This is a genomic window from Kitasatospora sp. NPDC048715 (assembly GCF_043198905.1).
Classification (GTDB): Bacteria; Actinomycetota; Actinomycetes; order Streptomycetales; family Streptomycetaceae; genus Kitasatospora; species Kitasatospora lactacystinica.
Genome location: NZ_JBICVH010000006.1, coordinates 410,765 through 426,992, shown reverse-complemented (window position 1 = coordinate 426,992; position 16,228 = coordinate 410,765). Strand labels below are relative to the sequence as shown.

Below are 16,228 nucleotides of genomic sequence, written 5' to 3'. Positions count from 1 at the left end.
AGCCCGGCCCGACACCAGGGGAGGAACCCCGTGACCGACACCCGCACCATCACCAACCCGCCAGGCCTGCACGACCCGACGCCGTTCGGCTACAGTCACGCCGCCTCCGCGCCCGGCGAGCCGGTGTTCATCGGCGGCCAGTACGCCTCCGACGCCGGCGGCCAGGTCGTGCCCGGCGACTTCGCCGCCCAGGTGGAGCTCGCCCTCGCCAACCTGCGCACCGCGCTCGCCGGGGTCGGCCTCGGCTTCGAGCACGTGGTCCGGCTCGGCTCGTACATCGTCGACCACGACCCGGAGAAGCTGGCCGTCCTCGGCGAGGCCCTGGCCGGGGCCTGGGGCGACCGGCTGCCCGCGCAGACGCTCAGCGGGGTCGCCTCGCTCGCCCTGCCGGGGATGCTCTTCGAGATCGACGCGGTCGCCGTCCGGCCGACGGCGGGGGCGGCGGGCTGACCCACCCGCGCGCAGGGGTCCCACCGGTCGGTGGGACCCCTCGCCGTGCCGCCGCCGTTCGAGCCGGCGCGGACCGCTCCCACGGCCCGGGTCGCCGCGCACAGCCGTCGTTCCACGCTGTCGGGGCCGTCGCCGAGGAACGGCACCCGCAGGAACGGGCCCTCGTCGGTGGCGGCCGTGTCGAGGATCTGGAGCAGGGTCGTCAGCCCGCGGACCGGCTCGTCGACGAGCACGGCCTCGGCCCCGCCCACCAGAATCGGCAGCCCGGCCGGATCCGGCCGCCGGGGCGGGTGGCGGGCGTCGGGTGTCGGGTGTCGGTGAGGCATTCCTCGAAGGCGTCCCGGTTGTGCCCGCCCACCTAGCGCAGGGCGCGCTCCGCTTCCGCCGCCACCGCCGCGGCGACAGCTGCCAGTGCGGGCGAGTCGAGGCGCCACTGCTGCCAGTAGAGCGGAAGCTCGACGGTGCGGCCCGGAAGGAACTGGACCAGCGCGCCTCCGTGCAGCCGGGGCTCGGCCTGACCGTGCGGGACCAGGCCCCAGCCGAGGCCGGCGGCCACGGCATCGGCGAAGCCCTCACTGGACGGGACGTAGTGCCGCCGGCGGCTCGCTCCCCGACCACCCGTCAGTTCGCGGGCGAAAACGTCCTGCAGCTCGTCACGGCGGTCAAAGCAGACCACCGGGGCGTCCGGAAGCAGCAGGGCCGCGTCGCCGTCGAGCCAGCGGGCGGCGAACTGCGGCGTGGCCACCGGGAGGTAGACCATCGCGCCGAGCCGCCGCACCGAGCAGCCGGCCACCGGCTGCGGTGAGGAGGTGACCGCCGCCATCACCTCGCCCGCGCGCAGCAGGGTGGTCGTGTGCGCCTCGTCCTCGCGGCGCAGGTCGACGTGGATCCGAGCGTCCTTCGCGAGGGAGGTCAGCGCGGGCACGAACCAGGTCGCCAGCGAGTCCGCGTTGACCGCGATCGGAAGCCAGGAGGGGCCCGACGGCCCGGCACCCTCTTCGCCCCCGGGCATCCCGAGCGCCTCGCGCGCGTCCCCCTCCAGGCGGGCGAGCTGACGGGCGTAGCGCACCACGACCTGCCCGGACTCGGTCGGCCTCACCGGCCGGGAACGGGTCAGCAGTACCCGCCCGGTGCGCTGTTCCAGCGCCTTGATCCGCTGGCTCACCGCCGAAGGCGTCACGTGCAGGGCCGCCGCGGCGGCGTCGAAGGTGCCCTCGTCGACCACCGCGAGCAGGGTCCGGACCAGGTCGTGGGGCAGCTCAGCCTTCATGGCTGCTAAGGATACGTAAAAATCTTTAGCTGGTCTTGTGTCGCGCCGCCTGCCTACCGTTGCGGCCATGGGAAGCACGCTCACCGCCACCGCCGCCGGCTTCGGGGCCGGCCTGTCACTCATCGTCGCGATCGGGGCGCAGAACGCCTTCGTCCTACGCCAGGGCGTCCGCCGGGAAGCCGTCGTGCCGGTGGTCGCGATCTGCGCGGCCTCCGACGCGGCACTCATCGCCTGCGGCGTGGGCGGGCTCGGCGCACTGATCACGGCATGGCCGACGGCACTGACGGCGGTGCGCGCGATCGGCGCGGCCTTCCTCCTCTGCTACGCCGTGATCGCCGCGCGCCGCGTCTTCCGAGCCTCCAGCCTGGAAGGCGGCGGACCAACCGTCCACTCCGGCCGCCGCGCGGTACTCAGCTGCCTCGCGATGACCTGGCTCAACCCCCACGTCTACCTCGACACGGTGCTCCTGCTCGGCGCCATCGCGGCCACCCACGGCACGCTGCGGTGGCAGTTCGCGCTCGGCGCCGCGCTGGCGAGCCTGTGCTGGTTCGCCGCACTGGGGTTCGGCGCCCGCCTGCTCACCGGATTCTTCCGCCGCCCCTCGTCCTGGCGCGTCCTGGACGCCCTGGTCGCAACGACGATGCTGTTCACCGGCCTGTCCCTGGCCGCGGGCGCCTGACCGGTTCGAATCCGGAGCCCTGCGCGTGCGGGGCGGTGTACCCGGCCCTGGCCAGTTGCCGAAGCAGCCAGTCGGAGTCGCAGGCGTGGCGCTGGGCAATGGCGGGGAGCGCGGCGATGACCAGCCTTTTGATCACGACCTGGCGGTCCTCTTCGGTGGCGGCCCACATCACGACTCCCACACGTCGGGGTCCGCGCCGTAGCTCACGAGGTGTCTGTTCTCTCATTCGGAGATCCGGTGCATGGCAGCGCGGCCCTGCCCCCGAAAGGCTTCCGGCGCTGTGCGGGGGCCGGCGGAAGGTTCGTGAGGGAGCGCGGAGTCCGATCACGCGCGCGGAAGCCGAAGCTGACGAGCGTGACGTTCCTCCTCGGCCTCCTGCGCCATGGCGGCGATCAGGTCGGCGGGGAACGACTGGTCACGCAGGCGGCGCGGGTGCACGCGCTGGTGTGCGGAGAGCCCGTGCGCAGCGTGCCGGAGGGTCGGGAAGTCCTCTGCCCGTCGCTCCGGGGTCCGGGCCGTGGTGCGGGACTGGAGCCATGCGGTCCACCGGCCGCTTCAACGGCGCGGATCCGCGCTGTCTGCCGCCGAGGCGTCGGCCCGGCCGGCCAGCAGCTCCACCCTGTCGAGTGCGGCCTGCGTGGAATCGATCAGCTCGCGGTCCCCCTTGGTGATCCGCAGCCGCATGGCTTCCTGCAGATGCGTCCGGGCATCCGCGAGGTCGCCGCGCTCCATCAGGTGCTTGCCGGTGTGCTGGAGCGCGAAGTCCAGGAGTTCCGGGTGCTGGGCTCGTGCGCTGGTCAGCGCGCTGCGGTAGAGCGCGTCCGCGGTCTGCACGTCGCCGGCGTAGCGGTGCGCGTCGGCGAGGTTGAGTGCGGTGGCGACGACGGCCCGGGTGTTGCCCGTCACTGCGGCGAGGTCGAGCGACTGCCGGAGGATCGTCCGGGCTTCCTCGTGGTCGCCCAGGCACATCCGGCCGATGCCGATCCACCTGGTCAGGAGGCGGACACGAGCGGGGTCGGTCTCCTCGGGCAGGGCCCGCAGTTCCTCGTGGAGCCGGCCGACCACGCTGGTCAGCCCGTCGCGGTCGGTGGGGACCATCCGCAGGTCGGCGTCGTGGGTGATGAGGTGATCCAACATCGGTCCTCCGTCGTTCGGTTCCGCGCGTCCTGGCTACAGCTGGTCGCTCTGGTGGCTCAGGCCGGCCAGCAGCTCCACGCCGTGGGGGGAGAGAAGTGCTCACGCAGGAGTTCGAGTTCGCGCATGAGGTAGCTCGTCGTAGGCGCTCTGGAGGCTCGCACGCACTCGGGCGTGAGGTCGTTGCGGGCCAGCTCGGCTTGGCGGAACCTGATCAGCTGGTTGTAGACACAGGTCGCGTGGAAGGCCCGGTCGATCTCCCAGTACTGGTTGCGGTCCTCTCCCTGCCCGGCCCGCCACTTGATCTCGATCGTGGGAGAGGTCTGGGACGTAGGGCCGACCTGCCTCGTGGTCCTTGCCCGGGCCCACGGCTATAGACATGCGGCCAGGCTCCGGCGAGGATCCGATCATGCTGTCTGACGAACCGATGTCCGAGGATGAACTGACCGCGATCGAGGACCGTACTGCTGCCGCCACCCCAGGGCCTTGGCTGGCCCGGTTGGAGGGCCGGCACGGCATCGGAGGCGAGAGCTTCATCCAACTCCGCCCCGAAACCCCCGAGGACGACGAACTCTACGTCAGGCGCTTCACCGCAGGATACGAGGTCAAGGGCCCCAACACCGCACTCGACGCGGACATCGACCTCATCGCCGCCGCACGCCAGGACGTCCCGCGATTGATCGCCGAGGTGAAGCGGCTGAGGGCGGCTCTGAACCAAAGTAAATCGGACAACTGATCTACGGCCGCCAACGCCAGCCCCCGCAATCCTCAGGCCATCACAGACCCGCACCTGGGGAATTACACGACCGTCGACACCAGGACGACAGGTCGGCCGTACAGCAACCGGGCCCGTCGTGCGATCTCGCTGCCACTGGTGCCCTCACGGAAGTCGCGCGCCATGGCCCGCGCCACGTCGTGCCAGGTCCCGAAGCCTGATCGGCGCACGAGTGTTGCTGACAGCGGACCAGGTCGAACCGCCTGGCCGGGCGGCTACGACTACGGGACAACCTCAGTCGATCCGCCTCCTTTCGGACCAAGCGTGGCGATGCAGATGGCGTAATGGATTTGTCCTCCGCTGGCGCAACCTCAGGAGGATAGCTGCATTCGAGCGAGCCAGTCGACAGCAACGAGACACGCTATAGCGGTAATTGAAACGGAACCGCCGGGCTGCAACGCTGGCGGGCGTCAGATCGGCTGCTCATACGCTCGCCCTCGGGGCAGGTCCTGGAGCACCCGATGCTCTCCCTTGACCTACCAGGGGCACCCGTGGAATTCAATTCACTTTACGACCGACGTCGCCGTGCGTCGCTGGACGACGCCCGACAGGAGGCGGAGGCCATCACAAAGGCCATCAGCCGCATCAGCGCCGCCGCGGACACTCCTTCATCCCCCGGCAGTCAGAACCTGGCAGCTGGAAAGCTGTTCGAGATCGCCAGCGAGCTGAGTTCCTCGGAAACGGCCTATCGCAGGGCGCTCTCGGAGGATCCGGACCTGGACGAGGCCGCCGTAAGGCTGGTGATCGTACTGACAAAGCTGAGGCGCTTCGGTGAGGCGCTGGAGCTCGGCAACAGACTGCTCATGAAGTCCCCGGCGGTGGTCTTCCGCTCACTCGTCTATGAGGGGCCGCTCTCTTTGTGCACCGTGCTGGGCGACGCCTACCGCCTTTCCGACAACTACACGGCCGCGGCCGGCCTCTACCGTGAGGCGGCGAAACTCGAAGGCGGCACTCCCTACAGCGTCAGCCAGGCGGTCGTCACGATGGCCCTTTCGGGACAGGGCAGGGAAATCGCCCAGTTCGCGAACGACCACTCCAACGCGAGCCTGGGCGAGCGGATCCAGAGCGTAATCCGTCTGTCCCAGGAGACCGACGGGCGCTTCGCCATCATTCAGGAGGTGGCCGCCCAGGCGAACGTCGCCGCATCCGAGTCGATGCGGGTCGACTCGCTGGACCTCGTCCCGGAGCCGTAACGTCCATGCGCGACGCCGGCCTCACACTGATCGAGAGCGTACTGCGCAGGCATTACGCGTTGGACGACGATGACATCGTGTACGTCGGCGGCTCGGTCGCCGACGGAATCGCCACACCGTGGTCGGACGTCGACGTATTCCTCATTCGTGACGAAGTGGGGCCGGCTGCCGACGGGATGCGCCTGGTGCCGATGCCTCACGACGACATCCCGATGGACCTCGAGGTCTGGTCGCGGGGTGAAGTCGATGGTCTGCTGGGAAAACTGCGCGGATTGCGATCGGAATCACGCAGGGACCATCGCGCGTTCATGCGCTTGTCCGACGACGACAGGGACTTCCTGCATTCGCTCGCCATTGCCATTCCGGTGCACAACGAGGGAAAGCTGCTGGAGCTGAAGGCGGAGCTGGACCGGGATCTGCTGGCGCAGCTTTCCCTGGCGCGGGCTCTGGTGGGAATCACCAATTCACAGACAGACCTCCTGGGCTGGCTTGAATCCGGTGATTGGCAGAGTGTCGGTGTCGCCTGCCAGAGGCTGCTGGAATTCGCCGCATCAGCACTGCTCGCGGCAATCGGATGCACTCATCCAGGCGGAAAGTGGCTGACTTCTCTGCTCCGGGACCAGTTCAAGGACAGAGAAGTCCCGCCACGTCTGCTGGCCGACGCAGAGAGCCTGTCGGACCGGTTCTACGCCTTGCAGACCCGACCCGGCTGTGCCGAAGCCGTCAACGGGTACGCCCGTGCCTGCGTCGGGTTCGCGAACGTGGCGGTGATGTACGCGCAAACATTCGGAGTGAAGGACCTCGACCACGCCGTGCGAACGGTCCTGTGGTCGCCGGATCCGCCGTCTCCTCCGTCCGACGGCCGGTCGAACCCGACTCTGTCCTGTAGAGCGCAACTCCGCTACGACTCGGGATGCTGGTACCTGCTCCATGTCGGGCGGGAGATGTACCGGATCAACGCCACTGCGGCCGCCATGGTCCTGCTCCTCGACGGACGGTCCACCGAAGAGGAGGTCGTGAACGCCTTTCAGGATGTGTCATCGGCCGATCGGGACCAGTTGGCCAAGTCCCTGAACGATCTGCTGATGTTCCTGGAGAACGCCGATCTCCTCGCTCATCGCGGAGCGTCATGAGTCCCGCGGCATCGACCGGCCTCGCCTGCGACGCCCTTGGGACGCTCCCTTGGGGCCCGAGCGTCCGCTGCGAGGCGGTCGAGCTCGCAACGGCGATGCGGCTCGGTGCGTCCTCGTTCGTCGGTGCGCCCGTCCGGTGGGACGTCGACTCCGCCGCAACGGCCGTTGTCTGGTCGACCGGCCGGGTCGTGGTCCCCGGCACCGTTCTCGAACTGGTGTCTTCCGCGGGTTTCCCGATCCCGGGCCTCGGCGACAACGGAATGCGTGCCCTCGCGCTGAGTGTGCTGGTCGCCGCGACAGCCCTGGCCCTGCCGGCGGCCTTCGGCCCGGCTCACGGTGCCTGGCCGGTCGACGGTGCGGGACGGCCCCACCCCGAGGGGCCGGACGGCGCGGAGTCTCTCAACGGCGAGGCCCTCCCGGTCGAGGACCGTGTGGCCGTGCTGGCGGCAGTGCTGCTGGCCGCCGGCGACGCCGCAGCCACAGTGGTCGAGACGCTGAGTCTGCATTGGCCGGTGCAGCAGATCCGGGCGGCCTCCCGCGTGGCGTACGTCGCCGGCCTTGCGCATCCCCAGCCGGCGCGCCACCGGCTGGCACTGCGTCGGGCCGGCGACGCGGTGACGTCCTGCTGGCTGCTCCCGGAGCTCCGCTCGGCTTACCGGCGCACGTCCTCTCCGGCGGTGCGCGTGGCGATTGAGGAGGCGCACCACCTGATCGGCAAGGCGGCTCTGGCCGCTCCGGACGAGCGTGCGGTCTCGCGGATCCGTCGCAGCACCCACTTCGGCCGGTTGCACCGCCTGGACCGGTTGATCACCCAGCTGGTGGTGTCGGCCGGCGGCGACGGCGGGCACGTGGCCGGGGTCGACGTCGGGTTGCTGGGGCGCTCGCTCGACGTCGGCGGTGCCGTCCGCGTCCGGGACGAGGCCGTCTCGGACGGCAGGACGAGTGTCGATCTCTGGCACGCACTGCGTGACGCCGGCGTGCGCGGGACGGTGCTGGCCGGTGACCCGTATTCCGCCATCACTCTGGTCGAGACGCCGGACGGCGCGGCCGGCGTCCTCGACGGATCCGGCCGGTGCATTCAGGTCGAGAGCACGGAGGCGCTGGAGCTACCCTCCGCACGCCGGCCGGACTGCGGTGCCCCGATCGCCCGGGGACTCGAGAGCGCGTCAGCCCGAACAGCCTGCCAGTGGGTGACACCTGCGCACCCCTCGCCGGACCGGTGTGCCGCCGCAGCGCTGGCGCTCGAATTCCGCAGTCACGACGTGTTCGTCCATGACCCGCGTCCAGCACAGGTCATCCGGGCATGTGGCCTCCTGTACCGGCGGCTCCGGGACGACGTGGACGCCGACACGTACTTCACCGACGCCGACATCGCCGCGGCGATCAGCCGGCTCGGGGACGACCTGGCTCCCGGGGGCGTGATCGTCGTCGGCAGCGTCATCGACTCGCGCGACGGCCGCCGCCGCTACACGGACGCCGACGTGCTGCAACGGATGTCGGACGGTGAACTGCGCCATTGCGCCCGGCTGGGCCGTGGCGTCGGGCCGGCCCTGCCCGGCGACGGGGCACGAGGTGTCAGCGGTACACGCCCGGGCCGGACGAGGGCAGGTATGTGATCATGTTCGTTCTCGGTCACCTGGTTGCCGCGCACGAGTCGGGCGCCTTCACGGACGTCGCCCTGGACGAGGGCGAGCTGGGGATGGCGGCCATGCTGCCGGACCTGATCAGCTGCCACGACTGGGGCTACACGCATGCTTGGTCACTCGCCGGCGTCGGCACGCAGGCGGAACTGGTACTGGCGCACATGATCGGCGACGCCGTCGTGCACTACGGCCAGCACTGGCGCGGGCACGAACACCGACGAGGCTGGGCCTATCTCAGGATGGGACTGGTGGCCCGCCGGTTCGACCATTTTCACGAGCAAGCCGAACGTGCCGGTTGGCGCGTGCAGGGGTTGCCCCGCGACAGCAGGCGCGGATGGGCACACACCATGATCGAATATGCGATCGACCAGTGGCTGTCCGATCGGCGCGACCTCACGAAAGCGTTCCGACAAGTCCGTGCCGAAGCCCTGGACACCGCGGCCAACCTCGCCTGGGTGCATGATCTGGTCGCCGAGCACGTGATCACGCCGAGCAAGCCGATCGAGACGCAGCCCCACCGGTACTGCGGGGCACTGTCCCGTTCGACCCAGCCCGACGAATTCCACCTCCGCGGGATCGCGCTCAAGTTCCACCTGGCTGAGACGCCCGAATGCCTCGACTGGATCCGCGGTTGGCTGCGCGACATCTGGTGGGCCATCGGCGAGGACGAGATGGGCGACGTCCTCCAAGGGCTGTCCGACGCCATCGCGGATCCCGTGCGGTTCGGGTACCCGCTGGAGATCGCCCAGCGCACCGGCCGGCCGCACGACCGGTGGCGGCGGGTGGGACAGGGCACGCCGACCGAACCCGGGGTGGGGCGATGAGCCGACCGGCGATGGCCGACTTCGACAACTCGGGCGACCGCTCTCCGCACCGACTGCTGCGGAGATTCGCGGACGACAGCTTCCTCTTCTTCCGAGAGATGCTCGACCCCGCTGCGGTCGCCGACGTGCGCCGGCAAGTGCTGACCGAACTGGCCAAGGTCGGCTGGCTCGCCGCCGGCACCGATCCGGCGGCAGCACTGCCCGGCCCGGTCGCGCACCACGACCGTGGGCTGATGAACGGCAGGGCCGCCTCGGACCCGGGATGGCGGGAGGGCTACCAGGTGGTGCAGTCGATTGAGGCCCTGCACCGCCTGGCACACAGCCCCGCCCTACTTAAAGTGCTCCGCGTGCTGCTCGGCGCCCCCGTCGTCGTGCACCCGCGCAAGATCGCACGGATCTCCTTCCCGCACCTGACCTTCCCGACACCGCCGCATCAGGACGCGCTGTTCAACCAGGTCCCGAGCGACGTCCTGACCGTCTGGATCCCGCTGGGGGACTGCCCGGAGGACCTGGGGTCGTTGCGGGTGCTTCGTGGTAGCGCCAATCTCGGCGTGCTGCCGGTCGCACCCCACGACGGCCTCGGCGGGGAGGCGGTCGCGGTGCCGTCAGAGGCCGGCGACTGGATCGGTGACGACTACCGCTGCGGCGACGTCATGATCTTCCACAGCAGGACCGTGCACATGACCACCCCCAACGTCGGCGACACCCTACGGCTGTCGATGGACTGCAGGTTCCAGTCGGCCGTCGAACCGGTGAAACTGGCCGCGCTGTTGCCGCACGGCTACACCTCGGGTCGACTGCCCGACTGGAATGAGCTGACCCGTGGATGGACGACCACCCGATGGGTCGAGCCGGGCCCGCCCGTCCACGTGGCCGCGGTGTCGTCCGGCCCGGTACCTCCTCCGCGGCTGGTCGCTGCCGGCCCCGGCGAACGGACGGCGGCGCGATGACCGTGCAGACTCCGGCACCGCGGACGCTCACCCGCGCCGCGATGCGGTTGGTCGGCAACACGCCTCTCGTCGAGCTGACCACGATCGGCGCCGGACTGCCGCACCGCATCCTCGCCAAGTGCGAGTTCGCCAACCCAGTGGGGTCGGTGAAGGACCGCATCGGCCGCCACATCATCGCCCGGGCGGAGGAAGCCGGCCTCCTGGTCCCCGGAGACAGCACGATCGTCGAGGCGACGGCCGGCAACACCGGCCTCGGACTCGCCGCCGCGGCGGCCGGAAAGTACCGGCTGATCGTCACGATGAGCACGAAGATGGGCCCGGACAAGGAGGCGATGATGCGCGCCTGGGGGGCACAGGTCGTGCGCTGCCCGTACGAAGTGCCACCGACCAGCCCGGAGAGCTTCATCAACACCGCACGCCGGATCGCCGCCGATCGGCCCGGTGCCTACTACGTCGACCAGTTCAACAACCCGTGGAACACGGAAGCGCACGAGCTGGAGACCGGCCCGGAGATCCTGGCGCAGGCGGGAGGCGAGCTGATCGCTTTCGTCGCCGGCGCGGGGACCGGCGGCACGTTCACCGGTGTCGGGCGGGCGCTCCGAGCTGCGGGCAGCCGTGCCCTCCTCGTGCTGGCCGATCCTGCGGGCAGCATCCTCGCCGCCCACGCAGAGGGATCGGGCGGCGACGGACACCCGTATCTCCTCGAAGGGATCGGCGGCGACTTCGTTCCAGGCCTGTTCGACCTGGACCTCGTCGATCGGGCCTACTCCGTGACGGACCGGGATGCCATTCGGATGTGCCTACGACTCCAGCGGGACGAGGGACTGTGGGTCGGCGGCTCGTCCGGCTGCGCCGTCGTCGCCGCCAGACGCCTCGCCGAGACCCTGCCGGGTCCGCGCTCGTCGATCGTGGTGATACTGCCCGACGGCGGATCGCGCTACCAGTCGACGATCTACGACGCCGCCTGGCGCGAAGCGCGAGGTGTCGACCAGGAAGTGCCGACATGAGCGCGCAGTCCCGCCTCGCGCGGGATCTGCGCCTCGCCGACCGATTCGCCGGGCAGCTCACGCTCGGGAACGACGAGACGCTGCTGCTCACCGGATCGGTGACGCTGCCTTTCGAAACACCGGGCGGCGACATCGACGTCATCCTGATCACGCCGAACGAGTCACGCATCGAGGAACTCGCCGCCCGGCGCTCCGGCGAGCGGCGGACCGAGCAGATCGCCAACGGCTACGCCATGTGCTACCTGCGGGCGGACAGCGGCGAGGAGATCGACGTCGAGGTATGGCCGACACGAACGGTGCTGGCTGCCGCAGCCGCACTCGACACCGGTATTCGCGACCTGGCGGCCGTCGAGGCGGACTTCACCCGGGTCGGCGGGCTGGACGTGAAGGTCGGCACCGACCTGATGCACGCCCTCGGCTGGGGAATGCCGGTCGTGGGCGCAGAGGTCCTCGACCGGCTCCGGGAAGCCGTGCCATGGCCCGCCTACCAAGCCTTCAAGCGGGACGCCGCGCTGGTCAACGTCCGGGACGCGACGAAGGGGATCCCGGCCAGCATCCGCGACGGCCGTCCGGACGAGGCGTACCTGAAGCTCTGCTGGGCCGCCGACAGCCTGGTGGACGCGCTGATCTTCCACTTCGGGCTTTCGATCACCCGCTGGAAGTGGCGGCTCCGCTACACGGACCTGCTGCCGGAACGGGTCGGTGACTGGTACCGCCGCGTCCGCTTCGAGCCCGTCCTCGACAGCGCGTGGCTCGGGGAGCAGGTCGACGTGCTGTGCCGCACGTGGCAGGCCTACGCCGGCTCCACACCCGAACCCCTTCACAGTCCGACGCCCGCCGTCGGCCGCGCCCCAGCATCCCACACAGACCATCACGCGCCTCGGGGAGGAAACGAAGAGTGGACATCATCGGGCACCTCGCCGTCATCGAGCACGCCGGGGTGAGCGGTGCAGAAGTCTGGGAGGACGACGCCGTGCTGGCGCTCTTCCCCAACCTCGCGCACTGCCACGAGTGGGCCTACCACCACCTGCGCCGGACTGCGTCCGGTCCTCCCGAGGGCACGGAACCGTCCCGGGCCGCCAAGCTGATCGAGGGCCACATCATCACGGACTGGGTCATCCACTACGGACCTCAGCTGACGCCGCAGCCGCACCGCATCGGCTGGGCCTACCAGGAGATGCACCTGGCCACGGACAGGATGGACACGTTCTTCGACGACGCCCTCAAGTTGGGGATCGCGGAGAGAGACCCGCGCGAGCACGACACCCGCAAGCACCTGGAGCGCGACTTCGGCCACACCTCGGTCGAGTGCGCGCTGGATTTCAAGGTCGGCCGCCGGGTCGCGGACACGGACCGGGAACGTGGTCTGCGGGCCAGCCTGGCCCGGCTGCACGACCAGGAGTGGGCCAGGGAGTTGGTATCGAGCGTGCTCTCCGAGACCGGCGGCTACACCAGGGAGAGCGATGACAAACTGTCCCGCACCATGTCCGAATACGGGCAGTGGGCGTACTCGATCGAACATCCGGAGGACTTCGCAGCCCTGACTCTCTGTACCAGGTACGACTGGGACTGTGACCGGCGCACCGTCGACTACGTGCTGGACTTCCTCCACGCCGTGGAGCGGGACCTGGACCCGGGTCTCGCCGAACAGCTGGTGGATCAGGTGGTGGCCGCCATCGCGGATCCCCGGATCATGGTGGGGCCGCGATGAGCCCCACAGTGGCCGGCACGGTTCTCGAGGTGTTTGAGGAGCGGATGCTGGGCGTCTGGGAGCGCGGGGACTTCGAGGTCACCGACCGACTGGGCATGGCGCGGCTGATCCACCTGTTGCTGAAGCGCGAGGGCTTCGCCACCGCCGCGTCCGTCCTTGCCCAGTCGGGCGTCCGTCGTGAGTGGAACCGGGTACTGAGCCAGGAGCGGTCGGCCTTCCTCGCGTCCTGGCTGCGCTCGTACCTCCAGGTACCCGTGCTCGACGTGCTGGGCGGGGATTTCAGCGTCCTGCGAGCCCTGGTCGCGGCAGGCCTGCCCGCCGACGGCGTGGCCGGGTGCGAGCGGCCGGACGCCTACCAGGTGGACTGGGCGACGCAGCCCTTCCAGGTCCACCGGGTGAAGCCCGGTGTCGTACTGCCGCCAGGACCGTTCCGTTCGCTGCTCATCAGTACGGTCCTCCACCACGAGCCGGACCCCGGCCGGCTCCTCGAGGCAGCGGCGCGCACCGGTGCGCGCCGCTGGGTGGTCGTCGAGAACTGCGTGGACGGGGCGAACAGCGAGGCCTTCCACCTCTTCGTCGACCAGTTCTTCAATCGGTGCCTCAACAACTTCGACGTTCCGTGCGTGGAGCAGCACCGCACCGTCGAGCAGTGGCGGGAGGTCCTCGGCGGCTACGGGAAGGTCGTCCACGAGGAGACCCGGACCGACGTGCCCGGCATGCCCTTCCCCTACACGCTCCTGGTGGTGGACCGTTGACAGTCTGGACGCCCGGCCATCGCGTGAGTCCACCGTCCGACGCGGCACGCGCCGCCCCGGACGGCCGGCGGTATCTCGACGTCCTCGCCGCCGAACTGGCCGCCGAGTACGACGGTCTCGGGATCCGGCCGCCGGCCCGGCTGCGGCAGGCGGTACACAGCGCCGCCGGGTTCGGTGACGCCTTCGCCCTGTACGAGGCCGCGTCGTCCGAGCTGGCTGCGAGGCTCGGGGCGGTCTTCGAGCCTGCCCGGGCCTACCGGTCGATGGAGGAATTCTGGCGTGACGCTCACGCCCAGGCCGCAGGCGCGAGCCCGCACGCCTATTGGGACAGCTACGAGAACGGCCGCCGGCGGCAGGTGGAACGGATGCTCGCAGACGCGTTCGGCGCGGATCAGGCCGTCCTCGTCAACGCGGGAATGTCGGCGCTGGACGTGGCCCTTCGCTGCTCGGGACTGGCCCCGGGGGCGGAGATCCTCGTGCACGAGGGGATGTACTTCGAGTCCAGGGACCTCCTCGACGGGCTGTACGCACCCTGGGGGGTGCGGGCCGTCCCCGTCGACATGCGGGACCGTGCAGCGGTGACCGACGCGGTTCGCGAGCGCCGCCCTGCCCTGGCGCTGGTCGAGCCGTCGCTCAACGGCCCGAGCTGCGACGTCCCGATGATCGAGCCGTTGCTGGAGTTCCGGGTGCGAACGGTGGTCGACGTCTCGGCCCTGGGCCACGGTCTTCTGCCACAGGAGCTCGCCACCGGCCCTGACGTCCTCTACGTCGAGTCAGGTATGAAGTACCTCACCCGTTCGGCGGGGGTGGGCGTCGTCTACGGCTGGTCGGCGTGGGCAGACGCCGCCCGGGAGTGCGCCCGCCGGACCGGTCACCAGCTCCAGGGGCGGGCGCTGCACTGGCTGCGCCCCGGCGAGGTGCGGACCTGCCGGGAGCGGCTCGCCGTGCATTCCGCGCGCCGCCGCGGATTTGTTGCGACGCTGCGCGCCGCGATGCCCGTACTGCGGGTTTCCGACGCCTGCACAGGAGCCGTCGGCCGAGACGACGCGATTGCCAGGGCCGTACGCCGCGGAGCCGACGGCTGCATGGTGTTCGTCCGGCTGCCCGAGGTGCCCGGCACGGATCCCGAGGACCTCCACCGCATGACCGTGGCCCGATGGGCGGCCGGAGACGAAATCCCCCGGGTGCGGGCAGGCTTCGGGTGGACGCGGACGACCGGCCGCGCCTACGGCCGGGACACACTCAACGCGACGCCGGCGGAGTGCTTCATCCGGATCAGCGTCGGCATCGAACCGCAGGAAGAGATCGACGCGCTCGCACTGCGCCTGGCGTACGCGGCCGAGCAAACAATCGGGGAGGCATCGGCATGACCCTGTCCAGGGGCCCCCGGGAGGAAGGCGGACCAGTGACCGGCCAGACCCTCACCGCCCCCACAGCGGCACTTCCGTGGCCACGCGCGTTCACGTCCGCCCCCGGCGCGGATCCTGAGCGCAGCCGGGGCACGCTCGCCCGCCTTCGAGGCAACGTCTGGGCGACCGTACGGCTGCTGGCGGCGAGCACCCTCGACGTGCCCGACTTCGAGGGGAAGCTGGCCATCGGGGAAGCGCTGCACACACTCACAGAGGTCGCCGCATCCATCGAGGAACGCCTGGTCGAGCTGGGCGGTCTCGCGGTACCCGCCGACCGGGCGCCCGGCGACCGCACCCGGCGGCGGCTTGCCGCCGCGCTGTCCTCTCCCGCCGGCCCGCGGCTCGCGGCGATGCCGCACGACTGGTTGCGACCGCTGCTCGACGCGTTCGACTCGGCGGTATTCGACTCCCTGCTGGACGGGCCGTCCGAGCGGGTGCGCCGACGCGCACTGTGGGACATGGACGACGCCTTCGCCTGGTTCTTCTCCGCAGAGGCTCGGCTCGCGGACAGCGCCGGTGAGGCGCCTGCGGCACCGCGGGAACCCGGCGTGCCGGACTGTCCGTCAAGACCGACGATGGGCGTCCGTGACCCCCGGTTCCGTACGTTCGAGCACACCCGCGACTACCGCAAAGCCACCGACTGGCGGTCCTCGGGCTCGAAGTACGAGGACGATCTGGTCGAGCTGCTGCGGGTGAACCGTGACGAGATCGACGCGTTGGAGACCTTCGCGCTCGCCCTGTTCGACTTGGTGGAGGAGGCGCCGCTCGACGCGCTCCGCCATCTCGCCCGGTTGGCGTGGGACGAGGCGCGGCACGCGGCAATTGGTCACACGCTGCTCGCCGAGCGCGGCGCCGACCCGTACGACTACGAGTGCAGCATGATCGGCATTCGGGTGCGCGGCGCGATGTCGGGCTGGGACGCGTGGACGCAGATCACGCTCTTCGGAGAGCTTGGCATCATCGGCCCGATGCGCGCGCTGGTACGCGAGGCGCAGGAACGGGGCGACGACCGCACCGCCGCGGCCTTCGGCTTCGTCTGCCGCGACGAAACGATGCACCTGCGCGATTCGCGGCGCCTGCTCGCCGCGCACCACCCACTCGGCGACCTCTCCGCAGCGGGCGAGCGGGCCCGAACCCATGCCGGCCAAACCCTCCAGAAGCTCGGGCTCTTTGAGTATGAGCGGTTCCAGGAGCTCGACGGCCGCCAGATCTTCGAGCTGCTCGGTGAGTAGCACCGACGTGCTGGGCTCGTCCGGAACCGGCCGTGCGGCGCCGTCAGCGGCGTGGCTTGACGG

16 protein-coding genes are annotated in these 16,228 nt (G+C 70.4%); 14 read left to right on the top strand and 2 right to left on the bottom strand.

What is annotated here, in order from left to right; all coding sequences use genetic code 11:
- Positions 1-30 precede the first annotated feature (30 nt).
- Positions 31-450 carry a RidA family protein gene (locus ACGFSC_RS15140; protein ID WP_380348632.1) on the top strand — a complete coding sequence of 140 codons (420 nt, stop codon included), beginning with the start codon at positions 31-33 and terminating at the stop codon, positions 448-450.
- A gap of 358 nt (positions 451-808) precedes the next feature.
- Here ACGFSC_RS15140 and ACGFSC_RS15135 read toward each other — a convergent pair whose 3' ends face one another.
- Complete coding sequence (locus ACGFSC_RS15135; protein ID WP_359907270.1) at positions 809-1,720, bottom strand: LysR family transcriptional regulator ArgP; 912 nt, start codon at positions 1,718-1,720, stop codon at positions 809-811.
- 67 nt (positions 1,721-1,787) lie between these two features.
- Between ACGFSC_RS15135 and ACGFSC_RS15130 the strand changes: the two genes are divergently transcribed.
- A complete protein-coding gene (locus ACGFSC_RS15130; RefSeq protein ID WP_359907273.1) occupies positions 1,788-2,399 on the top strand; it encodes a LysE/ArgO family amino acid transporter in 612 nt (203 codons plus the stop codon).
- Between the two features lie 555 nt (positions 2,400-2,954).
- On the opposite strand, the gene ACGFSC_RS15125 is transcribed toward ACGFSC_RS15130, so the two are convergent.
- Positions 2,955-3,536, bottom strand: coding sequence for a tetratricopeptide repeat protein (locus tag ACGFSC_RS15125; RefSeq protein ID WP_359907276.1), 582 nt, complete (start codon positions 3,534-3,536; stop codon positions 2,955-2,957).
- A 406-nt stretch (positions 3,537-3,942) separates the two neighbouring features.
- Between ACGFSC_RS15125 and ACGFSC_RS15120 the strand changes: the two genes are divergently transcribed.
- The 12 genes from ACGFSC_RS15120 to ACGFSC_RS15065 all read left to right on the top strand — a co-directional run bounded on the left by ACGFSC_RS15120 (position 3,943) and on the right by ACGFSC_RS15065 (position 16,165).
- Positions 3,943-4,269 carry a hypothetical protein gene (locus ACGFSC_RS15120; protein WP_359907279.1) on the top strand — a complete coding sequence of 109 codons (327 nt, stop codon included), beginning with the start codon at positions 3,943-3,945 and terminating at the stop codon, positions 4,267-4,269.
- A gap of 530 nt (positions 4,270-4,799) precedes the next feature.
- Positions 4,800-5,501: a hypothetical protein gene (locus tag ACGFSC_RS15115; RefSeq protein WP_359907282.1), complete on the top strand. Its 702-nt coding sequence runs from the start codon at positions 4,800-4,802 to the stop codon at positions 5,499-5,501.
- A 5-nt stretch (positions 5,502-5,506) separates the two neighbouring features.
- On the top strand, positions 5,507-6,634 hold the full coding sequence (locus ACGFSC_RS15110) for a PqqD family peptide modification chaperone (protein WP_359907285.1): 1,128 nt from the start codon (positions 5,507-5,509) through the stop codon (positions 6,632-6,634).
- Complete coding sequence (locus tag ACGFSC_RS15105) at positions 6,631-8,250, top strand: hypothetical protein (protein WP_359907287.1); 1,620 nt, start codon at positions 6,631-6,633, stop codon at positions 8,248-8,250. The genes ACGFSC_RS15110 and ACGFSC_RS15105 overlap by 4 nt, the downstream gene beginning before the upstream one ends.
- Entirely contained in the window at positions 8,247-9,101 is an 855-nt protein-coding gene (locus tag ACGFSC_RS15100) for a hypothetical protein (protein WP_359907289.1), read from the top strand. The genes ACGFSC_RS15105 and ACGFSC_RS15100 overlap by 4 nt, the downstream gene beginning before the upstream one ends.
- Positions 9,098-10,051, top strand: coding sequence for a phytanoyl-CoA dioxygenase family protein (locus ACGFSC_RS15095; protein ID WP_359907291.1), 954 nt, complete (start codon positions 9,098-9,100; stop codon positions 10,049-10,051). Before ACGFSC_RS15100 ends, ACGFSC_RS15095 begins: the two co-directional genes overlap by 4 nt.
- Entirely contained in the window at positions 10,048-11,058 is a 1,011-nt protein-coding gene (locus tag ACGFSC_RS15090) for a cysteine synthase family protein (RefSeq protein ID WP_359907293.1), read from the top strand. The genes ACGFSC_RS15095 and ACGFSC_RS15090 overlap by 4 nt, the downstream gene beginning before the upstream one ends.
- Positions 11,055-12,002 (top strand): hypothetical protein, encoded by a 948-nt coding sequence (locus tag ACGFSC_RS15085; RefSeq protein WP_359907295.1) that lies wholly within the window; start codon positions 11,055-11,057, stop codon positions 12,000-12,002. The genes ACGFSC_RS15090 and ACGFSC_RS15085 overlap by 4 nt, the downstream gene beginning before the upstream one ends.
- Complete coding sequence (locus tag ACGFSC_RS15080) at positions 11,957-12,769, top strand: hypothetical protein (protein ID WP_359907298.1); 813 nt, start codon at positions 11,957-11,959, stop codon at positions 12,767-12,769. The genes ACGFSC_RS15085 and ACGFSC_RS15080 overlap by 46 nt, the downstream gene beginning before the upstream one ends.
- Positions 12,766-13,524, top strand: coding sequence for a hypothetical protein (locus ACGFSC_RS15075; protein ID WP_359907301.1), 759 nt, complete (start codon positions 12,766-12,768; stop codon positions 13,522-13,524). The genes ACGFSC_RS15080 and ACGFSC_RS15075 overlap by 4 nt, the downstream gene beginning before the upstream one ends.
- A 23-nt stretch (positions 13,525-13,547) precedes the next feature.
- A complete protein-coding gene (locus tag ACGFSC_RS15070) occupies positions 13,548-14,894 on the top strand; it encodes a PLP-dependent transferase (protein WP_359907304.1) in 1,347 nt (448 codons plus the stop codon).
- Positions 14,895-14,929: 35 nt separating this feature from the next.
- Positions 14,930-16,165 (top strand): hypothetical protein, encoded by a 1,236-nt coding sequence (locus ACGFSC_RS15065; RefSeq protein WP_359907307.1) that lies wholly within the window; start codon positions 14,930-14,932, stop codon positions 16,163-16,165.
- The last annotated feature ends 63 nt before the right edge of the window (positions 16,166-16,228 follow it).

Coding starts and splice junctions, on each gene's coding strand:
- ACGFSC_RS15135 (WP_359907270.1), bottom strand. CDS start 1,720: ATGAAGGCTGAGCTGCCCCACGACCTGGTCCGGACCCTGCTCGCGGTG.
- ACGFSC_RS15130 (WP_359907273.1), top strand. CDS start 1,788: ATGGGAAGCACGCTCACCGCCACCGCCGCCGGCTTCGGGGCCGGCCTG.
- ACGFSC_RS15125 (WP_359907276.1), bottom strand. CDS start 3,536: ATGTTGGATCACCTCATCACCCACGACGCCGACCTGCGGATGGTCCCC.
- ACGFSC_RS15120 (WP_359907279.1), top strand. CDS start 3,943: ATGCTGTCTGACGAACCGATGTCCGAGGATGAACTGACCGCGATCGAG.
- ACGFSC_RS15110 (WP_359907285.1), top strand. CDS start 5,507: ATGCGCGACGCCGGCCTCACACTGATCGAGAGCGTACTGCGCAGGCAT.
- ACGFSC_RS15105 (WP_359907287.1), top strand. CDS start 6,631: ATGAGTCCCGCGGCATCGACCGGCCTCGCCTGCGACGCCCTTGGGACG.
- ACGFSC_RS15095 (WP_359907291.1), top strand. CDS start 9,098: ATGAGCCGACCGGCGATGGCCGACTTCGACAACTCGGGCGACCGCTCT.
- ACGFSC_RS15090 (WP_359907293.1), top strand. CDS start 10,048: ATGACCGTGCAGACTCCGGCACCGCGGACGCTCACCCGCGCCGCGATG.
- ACGFSC_RS15085 (WP_359907295.1), top strand. CDS start 11,055: ATGAGCGCGCAGTCCCGCCTCGCGCGGGATCTGCGCCTCGCCGACCGA.
- ACGFSC_RS15075 (WP_359907301.1), top strand. CDS start 12,766: ATGAGCCCCACAGTGGCCGGCACGGTTCTCGAGGTGTTTGAGGAGCGG.